Source organism: Nocardioides sp., from assembly GCF_031397825.1.
Lineage (GTDB): Bacteria > Actinomycetota > Actinomycetes > Propionibacteriales > Nocardioidaceae > Nocardioides.
This window is the reverse complement of sequence record NZ_JANNML010000088.1, coordinates 1-16,342: the sequence shown is the minus strand read 5'-3', so window position 1 is coordinate 16,342 and position 16,342 is coordinate 1. Positions and strand designations below refer to the sequence as shown.

At 71.8% G+C, this 16,342-nt stretch carries 18 protein-coding genes; all 18 read left to right on the top strand.

The window, feature by feature from the left end; translation table 11 throughout:
* The first annotated feature begins 5 nt into the window (after window positions 1–5).
* Window positions 6–530 (top strand): hypothetical protein, encoded by a 525-nt coding sequence (locus RMN98_RS07715; protein ID WP_309648228.1) that lies wholly within the window; start codon window positions 6–8, stop codon window positions 528–530.
* The gene (locus tag RMN98_RS07710; protein WP_309648227.1) at window positions 527–808 is read left to right on the top strand and encodes a DUF6167 family protein; all 282 of its coding nucleotides are present in this window, start codon (window positions 527–529) and stop codon (window positions 806–808) included. Before RMN98_RS07715 ends, RMN98_RS07710 begins: the two co-directional genes overlap by 4 nt.
* Entirely contained in the window at window positions 808–3,507 is a 2,700-nt protein-coding gene (gene alaS, locus RMN98_RS07705) for an alanine--tRNA ligase (RefSeq protein ID WP_309648226.1), read from the top strand. The genes RMN98_RS07710 and alaS overlap by 1 nt, the downstream gene beginning before the upstream one ends.
* On the top strand, window positions 3,507–3,968 hold the full coding sequence (gene ruvX, locus RMN98_RS07700; protein ID WP_309648225.1) for a Holliday junction resolvase RuvX: 462 nt from the start codon (window positions 3,507–3,509) through the stop codon (window positions 3,966–3,968). The genes alaS and ruvX overlap by 1 nt, the downstream gene beginning before the upstream one ends.
* Entirely contained in the window at window positions 3,961–5,151 is a 1,191-nt protein-coding gene (mltG, locus tag RMN98_RS07695) for an endolytic transglycosylase MltG (RefSeq protein WP_309648224.1), read from the top strand. The genes ruvX and mltG overlap by 8 nt, the downstream gene beginning before the upstream one ends.
* Window positions 5,151–5,963, top strand: a complete 813-nt coding sequence (locus tag RMN98_RS07690; RefSeq protein WP_309648223.1) for a shikimate dehydrogenase — start codon at window positions 5,151–5,153, stop codon at window positions 5,961–5,963. The genes mltG and RMN98_RS07690 overlap by 1 nt, the downstream gene beginning before the upstream one ends.
* Entirely contained in the window at window positions 5,960–6,679 is a 720-nt protein-coding gene (locus RMN98_RS07685) for an A24 family peptidase (protein WP_309648222.1), read from the top strand. The genes RMN98_RS07690 and RMN98_RS07685 overlap by 4 nt, the downstream gene beginning before the upstream one ends.
* 40 nt (window positions 6,680–6,719) lie before the next feature.
* Complete coding sequence (gene aroC, locus RMN98_RS07680) at window positions 6,720–7,898, top strand: chorismate synthase (protein ID WP_309648221.1); 1,179 nt, start codon at window positions 6,720–6,722, stop codon at window positions 7,896–7,898.
* Window positions 7,895–8,407 (top strand): shikimate kinase, encoded by a 513-nt coding sequence (locus RMN98_RS07675; RefSeq protein WP_309648220.1) that lies wholly within the window; start codon window positions 7,895–7,897, stop codon window positions 8,405–8,407. Before aroC ends, RMN98_RS07675 begins: the two co-directional genes overlap by 4 nt.
* Window positions 8,407–9,507, top strand: a complete 1,101-nt coding sequence (gene aroB, locus RMN98_RS07670; RefSeq protein WP_397209106.1) for a 3-dehydroquinate synthase — start codon at window positions 8,407–8,409, stop codon at window positions 9,505–9,507. Before RMN98_RS07675 ends, aroB begins: the two co-directional genes overlap by 1 nt.
* Window positions 9,504–9,950 carry a type II 3-dehydroquinate dehydratase gene (locus RMN98_RS07665; RefSeq protein WP_309648218.1) on the top strand — a complete coding sequence of 149 codons (447 nt, stop codon included), beginning with the start codon at window positions 9,504–9,506 and terminating at the stop codon, window positions 9,948–9,950. Before aroB ends, RMN98_RS07665 begins: the two co-directional genes overlap by 4 nt.
* The gene (locus tag RMN98_RS07660; protein ID WP_309648217.1) at window positions 9,947–10,537 is read left to right on the top strand and encodes a hypothetical protein; all 591 of its coding nucleotides are present in this window, start codon (window positions 9,947–9,949) and stop codon (window positions 10,535–10,537) included. Before RMN98_RS07665 ends, RMN98_RS07660 begins: the two co-directional genes overlap by 4 nt.
* A 236-nt stretch (window positions 10,538–10,773) precedes the next feature.
* Entirely contained in the window at window positions 10,774–11,595 is an 822-nt protein-coding gene (locus RMN98_RS07655) for an SIMPL domain-containing protein (protein ID WP_309648216.1), read from the top strand.
* Between the two features lie 121 nt (window positions 11,596–11,716).
* Window positions 11,717–12,280, top strand: coding sequence for an elongation factor P (gene efp / locus RMN98_RS07650; protein WP_309648215.1), 564 nt, complete (start codon window positions 11,717–11,719; stop codon window positions 12,278–12,280).
* A complete protein-coding gene (nusB, locus tag RMN98_RS07645; protein ID WP_309648214.1) occupies window positions 12,280–12,687 on the top strand; it encodes a transcription antitermination factor NusB in 408 nt (135 codons plus the stop codon). Before efp ends, nusB begins: the two co-directional genes overlap by 1 nt.
* A 20-nt stretch (window positions 12,688–12,707) precedes the next feature.
* Entirely contained in the window at window positions 12,708–13,502 is a 795-nt protein-coding gene (locus RMN98_RS07640; RefSeq protein WP_309648213.1) for a DUF1206 domain-containing protein, read from the top strand.
* A gap of 44 nt (window positions 13,503–13,546) precedes the next feature.
* A complete protein-coding gene (locus RMN98_RS07635; RefSeq protein ID WP_309648212.1) occupies window positions 13,547–14,920 on the top strand; it encodes an NAD(P)/FAD-dependent oxidoreductase in 1,374 nt (457 codons plus the stop codon).
* Window positions 14,921–15,040: 120 nt separating this feature from the next.
* A partial coding sequence (locus tag RMN98_RS07630; protein WP_309648211.1) for a hypothetical protein occupies window positions 15,041–16,342 on the top strand: 1,302 nt, incomplete at its 3' end.

Genomic DNA, 16,342 nt, shown 5'->3' with positions numbered 1-16,342 from the left:
GCACTGTGAACGAGGAGTGGACCGTGCAGGCGTGGACCGTGGTGGTCGCGCTGCTCGCGCTGCTCACCCTCACCGTCGCCCTCCTGGTGACGGTGGTGCGTGGCCGACGGCGTGCCGCGGCCGACCGGGCCGCCGCGCGTGCCGAGGCCACCGCCCTGCGTGAGCGGCTCGACGCCCTCGAGCGCCGGATCGCCGCTCCTGTCGCCACGACGGCCTCGGTCGAGGACCGCGACTACGTGATCACCCGCATCGGCGCCGACGACGTCGTGTCCGACCGGCTCCCTGCGACCCGCATCGACGGGCCGCTCTTCGCCGACCTCGTGCTGCGCGAGAGCGTCGTGCAGGCGGCCTCGTTGGCAGCCGGACTGCGGCGGGCGCTGGCTCCCGAGACCCGCAACCGGATCCGCTTCGAGATGAGGCGCGAGGTCAAGCGGGCCCGCAAGCAGCGGCGCTCCGACCTGCGCGGCGCTCGCCGCGACTGGGAGGCACGGCAGCGCGCCGGCACTCTGGACGAGGGCTCCGCCGCATGAGCCGCGGCCTCTGGTTCGTCGCCGGGGCCGGGGCCGGGGTCTATGCCATGGTCCGAGGTCGCCGCGCCGCCGAAGCCCTCAGCGTCGACGGCCTCCGTGACCGTGTCGGTGCCGCCGTCGTGGGCGCCCGGTTGTTCCGCGACGAGGTGGCCCAGGGCAAGGCCGATGCCGAAACCGACTTGCGGCAGCGCACCGGGCTCGGGCCTCATGGGGCACGAGCGCTCACGAGCGCCGACACCGACGACGTACTCACCGAAGACAAGGAAGGCACCAGCTGATGGACACCGCGGAGATCCGCCGACGGTTCGTGGCCCACTTCGAGGCCGCCGGACACACCGTGGTGCCGTCGGCGTCGCTGCTCGCCGACGACCCCAACCTGCTCTTCGTGCCGGCCGGCATGGTGCCGTTCAAGCCCTTCTTCCTGGGCCAGGAGACGCCGCCCTACACCCGGGCGACCAGCATCCAGAAGTGCGTGCGGACACCCGACATCGAGGATGTCGGCAAGACCACGCGCCACGGCACGTTCTTCGAGATGTGCGGCAACTTCTCCTTCGGCGACTACTTCAAGGAGGGCGCGATCGAGCTGGCCTGGGAGCTGCTCACCAAGCCCGTCGAGGATGGTGGCTACGGGCTCGACGAGTCCCGGCTCTACCCCTCGGTCCTGGTCGGCGACGACGAGGCCATCGGCTACTGGATGAAGGCCACTGGTCTGCCGCGCGAGCGCATCGTCCAGCTCGGCAACAAGGAGAACTACTGGTCGATGGGCGTCCCGGGCCCGGGTGGTCCGTGCTCGGAGATCCTCTACGACCGCGGCCCCGAGTGGGGCCCTGACTTCGACGTGGCCACGCTCGGGCCGGACATGCCGTTCGAGCTCGAGGACCGGCTCCTGGAGATCTGGAACCTCGTCTTCATGCAGGACGAGCTCTCCGCGGTGCGCTCCAAGGAGGACTTCGACATCTCCGGCTCGCTGCCGAAGAAGAACATCGACACCGGCATGGGCCTGGACCGGGTGGCCCTGCTGCTCCAGGGCAAGCAGAACATGTACGAGATCGACGTCGTCTACCCGGTGATCGCCAAGGCCGAGGAGCTCACCGGCAAGCGCTACGGCGACGACGCGCAGGACGACGTGCGGTTCCGCGTGGTCGCCGACCACGTCCGGTCCTCGATGATGCTGATCGGTGACGGGGTGACCCCGGGCAACGACGGCCGCGGCTACGTCCTGCGTCGCCTGCTGCGTCGGGCGGTCCGCTCCATGCGCCTGCTCGGGTGCGAGGACCGGGTGCTCCCGGAGCTGATGCCGGTCTCCCGCGACCGGATGGGGGAGACCTACGACAACCTCGTCTCCGACTGGCCGCGCATCTCCCAGGTCGCCTTCGCCGAGGAGGACGCCTTCCGCAAGACGCTCCAGGCCGGCACCCAGATCTTCGACCAGGCCGCCGGTGAGGTGCGCTCCGGCGGGTCCACGGTCCTCCCCGGGGACCGCGCCTTCGCTCTCCACGACACCTTCGGCTTCCCGATCGACCTGACCCTCGAGATGGCCTCCGAGGCCGGGCTGACGGTGGACGAGGCCGGCTTCCGCGCGCTCATGGTCGAGCAGCGCGAGCGCGCCAAGGCCGACGCGCGCGCCAAGAAGGGCTCCCACAGCGACACCGGTGTCTACCGCGGGATCCTCGACGACTTCGGCCCGACCGAGTGGCTGGCCTACGAGACCCTCCAGACCGAGTCCCGACCGCTCGCCCTGCTGCGGGAGGGCATCGCCGTGGCCACCCTGGCGCCGGGCGAGATCGGCGAGCTGGTGCTCGACCGCACCCCGTTCTACGCCGAGTCCGGTGGCCAGGTCGCCGATGCCGGCGTGATCGACTTCGACGGTGGTCAGCTCGAGGTGCTCGACGTCCAGCGACCCATCAAGGGTCTGGTGGTCCACCAGGTGCGGGTCGTCGACGGCGAGCTCGGCGCCGGTGGCGCGAAGGCGTTGCTGCACGCCCGGGTGGACCCGGAGTGGCGCATCGGCGCCCGCCAGGCCCACTCCGGCACCCACGTCGTGCACGCCGCGCTGCGCGAGGTGCTGGGACCCCGCGCGCTGCAGTCCGGCTCCTACAACCGCCCGGGCTACCTGCGCCTCGACTTCGGCTGGACGACCGGCCTGAGCCCCGAGCAGGTCCGCGACATCGAGCAGGTCTCCAACAACGCGCTGCGGGCCGACCTGGCCGTCGGTGCGGACTACATGACGCTCGAGCAGGCCAAGGAGTGGGGCGCGATCGCGCTCTTCGGTGAGACCTACGACAACTCCAAGGTGCGGGTCGTCGAGATCGGCGGCCCCTGGTCGCGCGAGCTGTGCGGTGGCACGCACGTGTCGCACTCCTCGCAGATCGGCACGATCGTCGTCACCGGCGAGGCCTCGGTCGGCTCCGGCAACCGTCGCATCGAGGCCTTCACGGGCGTCGAGGGCTTCGCCTACCTCGCCCGCGAGCGTGACGTCGTGGGTCAGCTGACCGGCTTGCTGAAGACCCAGCCCGACGACCTCGTCGGCCGGGTCGGCGACCTCGTCGAGCGCCTGCGCCAGGCCGAGAAGGAGATCGAGAAGGGCCGGGTCGCCCAGCTGCTCGCGGGTGCCGGTCAGCTCGCCTCGTCCGCCACCCGGGTCGGCGACGTCCACGTCGTCGCCCAGCGCGCCGACGGCGCCAGCGGCGGTGACGTGCGCACGCTCGCGCTCGACGTCCGCAGCCGGATGAGCCCCTCCGAGCCCGGCGTCGTGGTGATCATCGGTGGCGTCGAGGGCAAGGTCGCCGTCGTGGCCGCGCTCAACGACGAGGCGCGCTCGCGAGGGCTCTCGGCCAACGACCTGGTCCGCGCCGTCGGCGCGCTCCTGGGCGGCAAGGGCGGTGGCAAGGACGACGTCGCGCAGGGTGGAGGCACCGACGCCTCCCGCATCGACGAGGCCCTCGCCCAGGTCCTGGCCGAGGTGGCCCGCGCCTGATGCGCCACGGCGTACGGCTCGGCATCGACCCGGGGGATGCCCGGATCGGGGTGGCTCGCAGCGACCCCACGGGCTACCTCGCCACCCCCGTCGAGACCGTGCGACGGGGCAAGGGAGACCTGCGTCGCCTGCAGGCCATCCTGGCCGAGGAGGAGGCCGTCGAGGTGGTCGTCGGGCTGCCCCGGTCGCTGTCGGGGCGGGAGGGTCCCGCGGCCGAGAAGGTCCGCCTCTTCGCGGGTGCCCTGGCGCGCCGGGTCGCGCCCGTGCCCGTGCGGCTGGTCGACGAGCGACTGACCACTGTGTCGGCGGAGGCTATGCTGCGCGACCGTGGCAAGAAGGGCGTCAAGCGCAGAGCCGTCGTCGACCAGGCTGCCGCCGTACTGATCCTGCAGCACGCACTGGATACCGAACGCGCCACCGGGATGGCGCCGGGTGAGATCGTGGAGGAGACCCATGAGTGACCCAACGCCGGAGCCGGTGCTGGACGACCACGCAGACCCGCACGACGAGGCCCACGAGGGCAGCGTCATCCCCGGGACGGTGGCTGGCGGCTCACGCCGTCGCAAGCGTCGCGGCCGGGGCTGCCTACCGGTCCTGATCGTGCTCGCCGTCCTCGGCGGCCTGCTCTATGTCGGGGTGACCAAGGGCGTCGAGGTCATCAGGGACCAGTTCAGCGAGGCCGAGGACTTCGCCGGCCCCGGGCGCGGCAAGGTCAACTTCGAGGTCGAGCCGGGAGACACCTCCACCGACATCGGTCGCAACCTCAAGGACCAGGGCGTCGTCGCCTCGGTCGACGCCTTCGTGGCCGCCGCCAACGGCGAGCCGCGGGCGGGTGGGATCCAGGTCGGCTTCTATGCCCTGAAGAAGGAGATGTCGGCCGAGGACGCGCTCCGGGTGCTGGTCGACCCCGCCAACATCATCTCCAACGCGATCACGTTCCCCGAGGGGCTGCGGGTGGTCGACATCCTCGACATCCTCGTCGACAAGACCGACTTCAAGCGCCGCGACTTCCAGAAGGTCCTCGACGACCCGGGACCGCTGGGCCTCCCGTCCTATGCCGACGGCAACGCCGAGGGCTACCTCTTCCCCTCGACCTACGGCTTCGGACCCAACGAGACGCCGACCTCGATGCTGACCGCCATGGTCGACCGCTGGAAGCAGGCGGCCGACGACGCCGGTCTCGAGGACGCAGCGGCGGCCCTCGACCTGTCGCCGCACGAGCTGATGACCGTCGCCAGCCTGGTCGAGGCGGAGGGCCGTGGCGACGACATGCCCAAGATCTCCCGCGTCATCTACAACCGGCTCGACGACGTCACCGGACCCACGATCGGCCGCCTCCAGATCGACGCGACCGTCAACTACGCCCTGGGTCGCGAGCTCGTGGCCATCCCGACGCTCGACGACCTCGAGGTCGACTCGCCCTACAACACCTACGCCAACGCGGGCCTGCCTCCTGGTCCGATCGAGGCCCCCGGGGACGCCGCCATCCAGGCGGCCAGCAACCCCGCCGACGGCAACTGGCTCTTCTACGTGACGGTCAACCTCGAGACGGGGGAGACCAAGTTCACCGAGAGCTATGACGAGTTCCTGTCCTTCAAGGACGAGCTGCGCGACTACTGCGCCACCCAGTCCGACCGCTGCTGATGAGGTGCGCGGTCCTGGGCGATCCGATCGCGCACTCGCTCTCACCAGTGCTGCACCGCGCCGGCTATGCAGCGGTCGGGCTCGACTGGACCTACGACGCGGTCCGGGTCGCCTCGGGCGGCCTGGGTGACCTCCTCGCGACCACCGACGGCACGTGGCGAGGACTCTCGCTGACGATGCCGCTGAAGCGCGAGGCGATGCCGCTGGCCGACGAGGTCTCAGCGCGCGCCGCGCTGGTCGGCGCCGCCAACACCCTGCTGCTGGTGGACGGGCAGGTCCGGGCCGACAACACCGACCTCCCCGGTGCGGCCGCCGCCGTCCGTGAGAGGTACGACGGGCCCGTCCGCTCGGCGAGCATCCTCGGCGCGGGTGCCACGGCAGCGTCAACGGGGCTGGCGCTCTGCGACCTCGGGGCCACCACGGTCACCCTGCTCGCGCGCGCGCCCGAGCGGGCCCGCGAGACCGTGGACGCGATCGCGCGGCACCCGTCCGCGCCGACCGTCCACGTGGGCTCGTTGGACGACGTGCCCACCGGCGACGTGCTGGTCAGCACGGTCCCGGCCGCTGCCCAGACCGACGCGCTGGTCGCCCGGTGCGCGGAGGTCCCGGTGGTCTTCGAGGTGCTCTACGACCCGTGGCCCACGCCGCTGGCGGCCAGCGTGCATGCTGACGGTCGGGTGCTGGTCGGTGGGCTCGACCTGCTGGTGCACCAGGCCGCCGTGCAGTTCGAGATCTTCACCGGCCTGGCGGCACCGCTCGCCGTGATGCGGGCCGCCGGTGAGGCCGTGCTGGCCGAGCGGCGCCCCGCGTGAGCGAGGACCCGGCCGGGCTGCTGCTCGGCCTCGTGCTGTGTGGCCTCGCCGCGCTGTTCGTCCCGCGCCTGATCGACCGGGTGCCGGAGCCGGTGCCCGATCCCGACACCCCTCCCAAGGAGACCTACGCGGCGATCGCCGCGCTCCCCGGCCTCGCGTGGAAGGCCTCGGTCGCGTCGGCGCTCGCCGGGGCCCTCGTCGGCGCCGCGGTCGGGCCGACGTGGTCGCTGCTCGTCCTCCTCCCGCTGGTGCCCGTCGGCGTCGCGCTGGCGGTCATCGACTGGCGCACGATGCTGCTGCCCACGCGCATCGTCGCGCCGTCGTACGTCCTGGTGGTGGCGCTGGTCGTCGTCGCCGCGGCCCTGAGCGGTGACGTCGACGACCTGGTCCGGGCCGGGTGGGGCTGGGTGGTCTACGGCGGGTCGTTCTTCGTGCTGTGGTTCATCCACCCGCGCGGGCTGGGCTACGGCGACGTGCGGCTCGCGGGCGTGCTCGGCATCGCGCTGGGCCACCTCGGCTGGGGCGAGCTGCTCGTGGGCCTCTACGCCGGCTTCCTGCTCGGCGGGGTCGGCGGAGGCCTGCTGTCGCTGCTGCGGATCGTGGAACGCCGGGCCTTCCCGTTCGGCCCGTTCATGCTGGTCGGGGCGCTCATGGGGATCGTCGTGGGAGCCCCGGTGCTGGACGCGGTCTTCGGCGGCAGTCTCGTCGGGGGATGACCGGCGTGGCGTCCGTGGGGGTCAATGAAAGACTGACCCCATGTTGCGTTGGCTCACTGCGGGCGAGTCCCACGGCCCGTCCCTGGTCGCGATCCTCGAAGGGCTGCCCGCTCACGTGCGGGTGACCACCGAGGACATCGGCGACTCCCTGGCCCGTCGACGTCTCGGCTACGGCCGCGGCGCCCGGATGAAGTTCGAGCGGGACGAGGTCACCATCACCGGTGGCGTCCGGCACGGGCTCACCCAGGGCGGCCCGGTCGCGCTGCAGGTGGGCAACACCGAGTGGCCCAAGTGGGAGCGCGTCATGGCGGCCGACCCGGTCGACGTCGACGAGCTCGCGGCCCTCGCGCGCAACGCCCCCCTGACCCGGCCGCGTCCGGGCCACGCCGACCTGGCGGGCATGCAGAAGTACGACTTCGCCGACACCCGCCCGAACCACGAACGCGCCTCGGCCCGCGAGACCGCCGCCCGGGTGGCGCTGGGTCGCGTGGCCAGCAACTTCCTCGAGCAGGCCGTGGGCGCCCGCATCGTCTCCCACGTCATCGAGCTCGGTGGCGTGCGTGCCCCCGACGGGCTGTGGCCCGAGGCCGACGACGTCCAGCGCCTCGACGACGACGAGGTCCGGTGTCTCGACCCCGAGACCTCCGCCGCGATGGTGGCCGCGATCGACCAGGCCCACAAGGACGGCGACACCCTCGGCGGTGTCGTCGAGGTCGTCGTCCACGGACTCCCGCCGGGCCTCGGGTCCCACGTCCACTGGGACCGCCGGCTCGACTCGCGCCTGGCCGGTGCCCTCATGGGCATCCAGGCCATCAAGGGCGTCGAGGTCGGCGACGGCTTCGCGCTCGCCGCGACGCCCGGCTCGCTGGCCCACGACGAGATCGTCCCGACCGAGGACGGCATCCGCCGCACGTCGGGCCGCTCCGGCGGCACCGAGGGCGGGATGACCACCGGTGAGGTGCTGCGGGTGCGGGCCGCGATGAAGCCGATCGCCACCGTCCCGCGCGCGCTGCGCACCGTCGACGTCAGCACCGGCGAGGCCGCCGTGGCGCACCACCAGCGCTCCGACGTGTGTGCCGTGCCGGCCGCCGGGATCGTCGCCGAGGCGATGGTCGCGCTCGTCCTGGCCGATGCCGTCGTCGAGAAGTTCGGCGGCGACTCCGTGCAGGAGACCAAGCGCAACGCCGAGAGCTACCTCGCCAACCTGAGGTACCGATGACGCTCGCCGTGATCGTCGGCCCCATGGGTGCCGGCAAGTCCACCGTCGGCGCTCTCCTCGCCGAGTCGCTCGGCGTCCTCGCGCGCGACACCGACAACGACGTGGAGCGCATCGAGGGTCGCTCGATCTCCGACATCTTCGTCGACTCCGGGGAGGAGCACTTCCGCGTCCTGGAGAAGGCCGCGGTCGCCGACGCCCTCGCCAGCCACGACGGGGTGCTGTCGCTCGGTGGGGGAGCCGTCCTCGACCCTGACACCCAGGCGCTGCTGGTCGGTCATCGCGTGGTGTTCCTCCGCGTCGGTCTCGCCGAGGCGGTCAAGCGGGTCGGCCTCGGCACCGGCCGCCCGCTGCTGCTCGGCAACGTCCGCGCCCGCATCAAGGCCGTGCTCGACGAGCGGGCCCCGGTCTACGAGTCGCTCGCCGACATCACCGTCGACACCGACGGACGCACCCCGGCGGAGATCGCCGACGAGGTGCGCCAGGCCCTCGAGCAGGTGGCCCAGCCGTGATCGCCCCCAGCGTGCTCCACGTCGGCGGCGCCTCGCCGTACGACGTCGTGGTCGGCGCGGGCGTCACCGACCGTCTCGCGGGGATGCTCGGCAGCTCGGTGCAGCGGATCGCCTTCCTCTACGCCGGCCCGCTCGGCGAGATCGCGCAGCCGGTGGTCGACGCGCTGCGGGCCGACTACGACGTGCTCGCCCTCGGGCTGCCCGACGGCGAGGCCACCAAGACCGCCGCGGTGGCCAACGACTGCTGGGAGGCCCTGGGGGCCGCCGGCTTCACGCGCTCCGACGCCGTCGTCACCTTCGGGGGCGGCGCCACCACGGACCTCGGGGGCTTCGTCGCGGCCAGCTGGCTGCGTGGCGTGCGGGTCGTCCACGTGCCCACGACGCTGCTCGCGATGGTCGATGCCGCCGTCGGCGGCAAGACCGGCATCAACACCGGCGCCGGCAAGAACCTCGTCGGTGCCTTCCACGAGCCGGCTGGCGTGCTGTGCGACCTGGCGCTGCTCGAGACGCTGCCGCGCGACGAGCTGGTGGCCGGGCTGGGCGAGGTCGTCAAGTGCGGCTTCATCGCCGACCCCGAGATCCTGCGACTGGTCGAGACGACCGACCCGGACGCCCTCACCCCGGGCTCGGCGGTGCTGCGCGAGCTCGTCGAGCGCGCGATCCAGGTCAAGATCGACGTCGTGGTCGACGACCTCAGGGAGACCGGGGGAGCCGACGGTCACCCCGGACGCGAGGCCCTCAACTACGGCCACACGCTGGCGCACGCGATCGAGCGGGCCGAGGACTACGCCATCCGCCACGGCGAGGCCGTCGCGATCGGCTGCGTGTTCGTCGCCGAGCTGGCCGGGCGGGTCGGACGCCTCGACCCCGAGGTCGTCGCGCGGCACCACACCGCCTTCGCGCGGGTGGGCCTGCCCACGACCTACACCGGCGCCGACTTCGACGAGCTCCACGCCGCCATGCGGGTCGACAAGAAGGCCCGCGGCTCCCAGCTGCGCTTCGTCGTCCTCGACGACCTGGCCCGGCCGAGCATCCTGGCCGGTCCCTCCGACCACGACCTCCGCGCGGCCTACGACGTCATCACCGGCGGCCCCCGGTGACCACTGCCCGCAAGGTCCTGGTCCTCAACGGCCCCAACCTCGGCCGGCTCGGCCGCCGTCAGCCGGAGGTCTACGGCACGACCACCCATGCCGAGCTCGCCCACCTCTGCGTCACCTGGGGCGCCGAGCTGGGCCTGGCGGTCGAGGTCCGGCAGACCAACCACGAGGGCGAGCTCCTCGACTGGCTCAACGCTGCTGCTGACGACCACACCCCGGTCGTCCTCAACGCCGCCGCGTGGACCCACTACTCCTGGGCGATCTTCGACGCGTGCGCGCAGCTGACCGCGCCCCTGGTCGAGGTGCACATCTCCGACCCCGCCCAGCGCCCCGAGGTCTTCCGCCACACCTCCGTCGTCACCCCCCACGCGGTCGAGGTGATCGCCGGGCACGGGATCGAGGGTTACCGCCTCGCGCTCGAGAGGTTCTGCCAGACTCCAGCATGACCTCCGGAAGGTCCCTCGTCCTGCGCCTCGCAGCCGTCCCGCTCGTGGGTGCCGTCGTGGGAGCGTTGGTCGGCGGGGTCGTCGGACGTCTGGCGATGCTCGTGCTGGCCCGCCTCAGCCCGGAGGCAACCGGACGTCTCAGCGACGACGGCTTCGTCATGGGCCGTTTCACGGTGTCCGGTTCCCTCAACCTGCTGGCCTTCGGAGCCGTCCTCGGTGTCGTCGGTGGCGTCGTCTACGTGGCAGTGCGAGGACTTCTCCTCGGGCCGGAGTGGTTCCGCACGGTCTGTGTCGGACTCGGCTCCGGGGTGCCGGTCGGCAACCAGCTCGTCCACGTCGACGGTCTCGACTTCACCCTCCTGCAGCCGCTCTGGCTCACCGTCGGGTTCTTCGTGGTCATCCCCGCCCTCTACGGCGTCGTGCTCACCCTCGTCGTGGAGCACCGCCTGCTCGCGCGGTGGCCGGTCGGAGGCGCGGCGCGCAGACGACGGGTCGACTCCCTGCTCTGGGGTGGGCGCGCCGTCGCCTTCGCCGTCGGAGCGGCGTCGCTGCTCCAGCTCCTCGGCAAGGTCCGCGACCTCGCCTGACGTCTGGACGCCACACCACGCCGGCCGAGCACGGGGCTCGACCGACGTGGGTGGTTGGGGGGCTCGAATCTTCTAGGGCAGCGGAGCGATCCAGGTCAGCGACGCCTGCGGAGGGTGGTCATCTAGTCGGAGACTAGGACTGCCACCACGGTCCGGACCGGAGGTCTGGACCACCTGGTCGGAACCCTGCCCCGCGCCCCGGCGTCCAAGCGCGCAACCGACGCTCGGAGGATCCCGTGGACACGACCGCTGACAAGACCATCGCCCTGAGCACGACCGGGCTCCTGGTGGCAGCACTCGCGGTGCTGGCCCTCGTCGTCGCCTACCTGCTCGGCGGGTCCGGTGGCACACCGACCGCCCAGGCAGTCACCCCGACCCCGACGGCCGAGGGCACCGACGCCGGTCCACGCACCCTGACCATGTCCGGTGCGGGAGAGGCGACCGCCGTGCCCGACCAGGTCACCTTCGACCTGTCCGTCCGGATGAAGCGGCCAGAGCTCGACGAGGCGCTCGATGCCGCGAGCCGCACGATGACGCGGGTGCTGGCGGCCCTCGAGGCGGAGGGGGTGGAACGCAAGGACGTGCAGACCACCGGGCTGGAGATGTACCCCGTCTACGACTACCCGCGCTACTCACCTCCCGTGCTCACCGGCTACCGGGTGACCCAGCGGGCAGCGGTGCTCGTCCGCAAGCTGCGCTCGGCCGGCGGCGCGGTCAGCGCCGCGATCGACGCCGGTGGCAACGCCGCCCGGGTCGGCGACATCGCGCTCAAGATCGGTGATCCCGAGGCCGCTCTCGGCAAGGCCCGCCGCCTCGCGGTCGAGGAGGCCACCCTCAAAGCGCAGGAGTACGCCGAGGCGACCGGTCAGGAGCTCGGAGCGGTGATGACGCTGCGTGAGGTCGAGGCGACGTCGCTCAGCGCCATCGACGAGCGTCAACTGGCTTACGACACGGCCGCGGTCTTCGGTTCCTCGGCCGACTCCGCCCCCCTGCCGGTCAGCGCCGGGCGGGCCGATCTCGGGGTCACGGTGCAGGTCGTCTGGGAGCTGGCCGCCTGACCAGCCGCCGGGTGGTGGCGCATTCGGCGGGGGAGGCGGGCGCGGCTAGACTCGTGCGCTGTTGCCCGCGACGTACCGGGTGACGCTGGACCTCCTCAGACACGAAGGCTGAATCGCGCGCATGGCATCGACCAACGACCTCAAGAACGGCATGGTTCTCAACATCGACGGTCAGCTGTGGGCTGTCGTGGACTTCCAGCACGTCAAGCCCGGCAAGGGACCGGCCTTCGTGCGGACCAAGCTCCGCAACGTCGAGTCCGGCAAGAACGTCGACAGGACTTTCAACGCCGGCACGAAGGTCGACACCGCCACGGTCGACCGACGCACCATGCAGTACCTCTACAACGACGGCACGTCGTTCGTCTTCATGGACACCGGCTCCTACGAGCAGACCGAGGTCAGCCCCGAGGTTCTCGGTGACGGCGCCAACTTCCTCCTCGAGAACCAGGACGCGATCGTCGCGACCAACGAGGGGCGGGTGCTCTTCGTCGAGCTCCCTGCCTCCGTCGAGCTGGTCATCACCTTCACCGAGCCCGGCCTCGCCGGTGACAGCGCCACCGGCCGCACCAAGCCCGCGACGCTGGAGACGGGCCACGAGATCCAGGTCCCGCTCTTCATCAACCAGGGTGAGAAGGTCAAGGTCGACACCCGCGACTCCTCCTACCTGGGCCGCGTCAAGTCCTGATGGGTGCTCGCTCCAAGGCCCGCAAGCGCGCGCTCGACGTCCTCTACGCCTCCGAGATGCGGGGGGAGTCGCCCAACGACGCCCTCGACCGGCTGATCACCGACGGTGAGGCGCCCAACAACGCCTACACCGTGACGCTGGTGCGGGGCGTGGTGGAGCACCAGGTCGAGATCGACGGGCTGCTCGCGTCCTTCGCCGAGGGGTGGACCCTCGACCGGATGCCCGCCGTCGACCGCAACGTGCTGCGCATCGGCGTCTGGGAGCTGCTGCACGCCGACGACGTGCCCGACACCGTCGCCGTGTCCGAGGCGATGGCGCTGGTGCGCGACCTCTCCACCGATGACTCCCCGCCCTTCGTCAACGGCATCCTCGGAGCGATCCAGCGCTCCAAGACCGCGCCTGCCTGAGTTGATGACATGATCGACCGATGAACTCGGTCGACAGCCAGGACGCGGTGGACACCGCCGGACGCATCGGACTGATCGCCTACGGCGTCGTCCACCTCCTCGTCGGGTGGTTGGCCCTCCAGCTCGCCTTCGGCGACAGCTCCGGGTCCGCCTCCAGCAGCGGGGCGATCCAGGAGCTGTCCACCACGCCGATGGGCGGCTTCTCGGTGTGGGTGGTCGCGATCGGGATGTTCCTGCTCGCGCTGTGGCGCCTCGAGGACGGCTTCCTCGGCCGCCGACACGAGGACTCCTCCGACCGTCTCAAGGCCGGCGTCGTCGCCGGTTTCAAGGCCGTCCTCTACGTCGCGGTCGGCATCAGCGCCCTCAAGGTCGCCCTCGGCTCCGGCTCCTCCGGCGGCGGCGGGTCCGACACGATGACGGCCAAGGCGATGGACCTGCCCGGTGGTCAGCTGCTCGTCGGCGCCGTGGGGCTGGGGATCATCGCCTACGGCGGGCGCCTGGTGTGGATCGCGTGGACCGAGTCGTTCATGGAGAAGATCGACGGCAAGGACACCAGCGGCAACACGGGGTCTGCCTTCAAGTGGCTCGGCAAGGCCGGATACGCCGCGAAGGGCGCCTCCATCGGCGTCATCGGGGCGCTGTTCGTCTACGCCGCCGCCACGCACGAGGCCCAGAAGTCCGGTGGCCTCGACCAGGCGCTCCACGAGATCCTCCAACAGCCTTTCGGGCCGGTCCTCCTGACCCTGGTCGCGCTCGGCATCGTCGCCTACGGGCTCTTCGCCTTCGCCCGCGCCAAGCAGCACTCCCCTGACTGATCGCGGCCCTGTCCGGCCCTTGGCCGGCGTGCGAGGCTGAGCCCATGAGCGCCAAGGACGTTGACGTCGTCGTGATCGGGCTGGGACCGGGCGGCGAGTACGCCGCACAGAAGCTGGCCGAGGCCGGCCTGCGGGTCGTCGGGGTGGAGCAGGGCCTGGTGGGTGGGGAGTGCCCGTTCTACGGGTGCATCCCCTCCAAGATCATGATCCGCGCCGCGGACACGCTGGCGGAGGCGCGACGCGCGCCGCTCCTGGGTGGACCGACCGAGGTGATCCCGGACTGGAGCCTGGTCGCGCGGCGTATCGACAAGCAGGCCACCAACCACTGGAACGACGACTCCCACGCGGAGCGGCTCGTCGAGGCGGGCGTCGAGATCGTCCGCGGCCGTGGTCGCCTCGACGGCCCCGGCCGGGTCCTGGTCGATGGTGCCGACGGAGCGACGCACGAGCTGGTCGCGCGCCGCGGGGTGATCCTCAACGCCGGCACGATGCCGGCCACGTTGCCCATCGACGGCCTGGCCGACACGCCGTACTGGACGAACCGTGAGGTCGTGAAGGTCACCGAGCTGCCGGACAGCCTGGTGGTCATCGGCGGTGGCCCGATCGGCTGCGAGCTCACGCAGGCCTTCGCGCGCTACGGCGTCCAGGTCACGCTCCTCGAGGTCGCCGACCGGATCCTCGGCCCCGAGGAGCCCGAGAGCAGTGAGGTCATCCACGGGGTGCTCGAGGGCGAGGGCGTCACGATCCGCACCGGCGTGAAGATCGGCGACGTCAGCCACGACGGGCGCTTCCACGTCGACCTGGGCGACGAGGTCGTCAGCGCCGACCAGCTGCTCGTCGCGGCCGGTCGCCGGACGTTGCTGACCGGCATCGGGCTGGAGACCGTGGGTCTGGCCGACGACCTCAAGGTCATCGAGACCGACGAGCGGATGCGCGCAGGCGAGCGACTCTGGGCGGTGGGGGACGCGACCGGCAAGGGTGCCTTCACCCACGTGTCGATGTATCAGGGCGCGGTCGCCGTGCGCGACATCCTCGGCGAGGACGGGCCCTGGGCCGACTACCGCGCGGTCAGCCGGGTGACCTTCACCGACCCCGAGGTCGGATCGGTCGGGATGTCGGAGAAGCAGGCACGCGACGCCGGTCTGCAGGTCGTGGTGAGCGTGGCCGACATCCCCGAGTCGAGCCGCGGCTGGATCCACCAGGTCGGCAACGAGGGCATCATCAAGCTGGTCGCCGACGCCGAGCGCGGGGTCCTGGTGGGTGCCTCCTCGGTGTCGCCAGCGGGGGGAGAGGTGCTCGGGTTGCTCGCCGCGGCCGTCCACGCCGAGATCCCGATCTCCACGCTGCGCACCATGCACTTCGCCTACCCGACCTTCCACCGCACGATCGAGGTCGCACTCGCCGGTCTGGAGTCCTGAGGCTGGTCCTGACCGGCCTTCCTGGGCTGGGGTTTGAGTCGTCCGCGCCTGGACAGACTTCGCGCAGGCGCATGCCCGACGCCGCACCCGTTGCCCCGGGCTCGGACGACAAGGAATGTCATGACTCAGCACCCCCACGACCCCGCGTACGCCAGTGACGAGCGCGAGGTGTCCGACACCAGCGACCGGCTCTACACCCCCGAGGAGCTTCACGCCTACGGCGAGCGGCTGGCCACGCCGGCAACGCCGGCCCCGCCGCGGCGACCGGACCCGTTGAGCGACCCGCTCACCGATCCGCTGCCCGGTCAGCCCGCGGCCTCGCCCGAGCACCCGGCCCCGCCGGTGACGCAGGCGCCGCCGAGCCCGGCTCCCTTCGCGCCGCCGCCGGCTCCGGGCGCGGGCACCAGGCCGACCGGCCCACCTCCGGCCGCTCCTCCGTTCGCCCCTCCCAGCGCTGCGCCGGTCCCGACCCCGCCGGTCCCGGTCGCGACGCCGGCCCCGACGCCGGCGGCACCCGAGGCGGCGCCGCCGGCTCCCGTTGTACCTGCTCCGGCTCCGGCTCCTGCACCTGCACCTATGCCTGCAGCGGCACCTGCGGGTGACGGCGAGGGGGAGGTGCGCCGGTTCATGACGGCCACCGACTTCCTCGACCGACGTGACAGCGAGAAGGAGAACGGCCCCGCGTCGTGGGGTTGGCGCGGCAAGGTGCGTCGCTGGAGCGGCGGGCTCGTGCAGCCCAAGATGGGTCCCAAGGAGCTGGAGTACGAGGGCCACCGCTCCGCGATCCAGCGCGACTTCGACGGCCCGCGCACGATCGTCTTCATCAACCCCAAGGGCGGCGCGGCCAAGACGACCGGCGTGCTGGCCGCCGGCTACACCTTCGGGACCGTGCGCGGCGGTGGCGTCGTCGCGTGGGACAACAACGAGACCCGCGGCACGCTCGGCATCCGGGGCACCCGCAGCTCCCACCGCAACACCACCCGAGAGCTGCTCGAGGACCTCGGCCGGTTCAAGGACGTCTACCAGTCGCGGATCGGCGACCTCGGGGCGTTCGTCCGCTCCCAGGGCGATGCGCACTTCGACGTGCTCGCCTCCGACGAGCGGCCCGACGTCACCGGCATGATCCACGCCGACGACTTCAAGGAGGTGCACCAGCTGCTGGAGCGCTTCTACCGGCTGATCATCATCGACTCGGGCAACAACATGCGCGCCGAGAACTGGCTGGCGGCTGCGGAGGCGGCGGACCTGCTCGTGATCACCAGCACGGTGCGCGAGGACACCGGCTACAGCGGCCTGTGGATGCTCGACGCGCTCCAGGACGCCGGGATGCAGAACCTGAAGCACAAGGTGGTCACCGTCCTCTCGGACCCCTCGGCACAGGTCGACAGCAAGCTGGCCCGCGACCTGGTCCAGGTCTACGAG

What these genes read in the sequence shown, in the direction of transcription:
- RMN98_RS07710 (WP_309648227.1), top strand. Translation starts at nt 527, where the DNA reads ATGAGCCGCGGCCTCTGGTTCGTCGCCGGGGCCGGGGCCGGGGTCTAT.
- alaS (WP_309648226.1), top strand. Translation starts at nt 808, where the DNA reads ATGGACACCGCGGAGATCCGCCGACGGTTCGTGGCCCACTTCGAGGCC.
- ruvX (WP_309648225.1), top strand. Translation starts at nt 3,507, where the DNA reads ATGCGCCACGGCGTACGGCTCGGCATCGACCCGGGGGATGCCCGGATC.
- mltG (WP_309648224.1), top strand. Translation starts at nt 3,961, where the DNA reads ATGAGTGACCCAACGCCGGAGCCGGTGCTGGACGACCACGCAGACCCG.
- RMN98_RS07690 (WP_309648223.1), top strand. Translation starts at nt 5,151, where the DNA reads ATGAGGTGCGCGGTCCTGGGCGATCCGATCGCGCACTCGCTCTCACCA.
- aroC (WP_309648221.1), top strand. Translation starts at nt 6,720, where the DNA reads ATGTTGCGTTGGCTCACTGCGGGCGAGTCCCACGGCCCGTCCCTGGTC.
- RMN98_RS07675 (WP_309648220.1), top strand. Translation starts at nt 7,895, where the DNA reads ATGACGCTCGCCGTGATCGTCGGCCCCATGGGTGCCGGCAAGTCCACC.
- RMN98_RS07660 (WP_309648217.1), top strand. Translation starts at nt 9,947, where the DNA reads ATGACCTCCGGAAGGTCCCTCGTCCTGCGCCTCGCAGCCGTCCCGCTC.
- efp (WP_309648215.1), top strand. Translation starts at nt 11,717, where the DNA reads ATGGCATCGACCAACGACCTCAAGAACGGCATGGTTCTCAACATCGAC.
- nusB (WP_309648214.1), top strand. Translation starts at nt 12,280, where the DNA reads ATGGGTGCTCGCTCCAAGGCCCGCAAGCGCGCGCTCGACGTCCTCTAC.
- RMN98_RS07640 (WP_309648213.1), top strand. Translation starts at nt 12,708, where the DNA reads ATGAACTCGGTCGACAGCCAGGACGCGGTGGACACCGCCGGACGCATC.
- RMN98_RS07635 (WP_309648212.1), top strand. Translation starts at nt 13,547, where the DNA reads ATGAGCGCCAAGGACGTTGACGTCGTCGTGATCGGGCTGGGACCGGGC.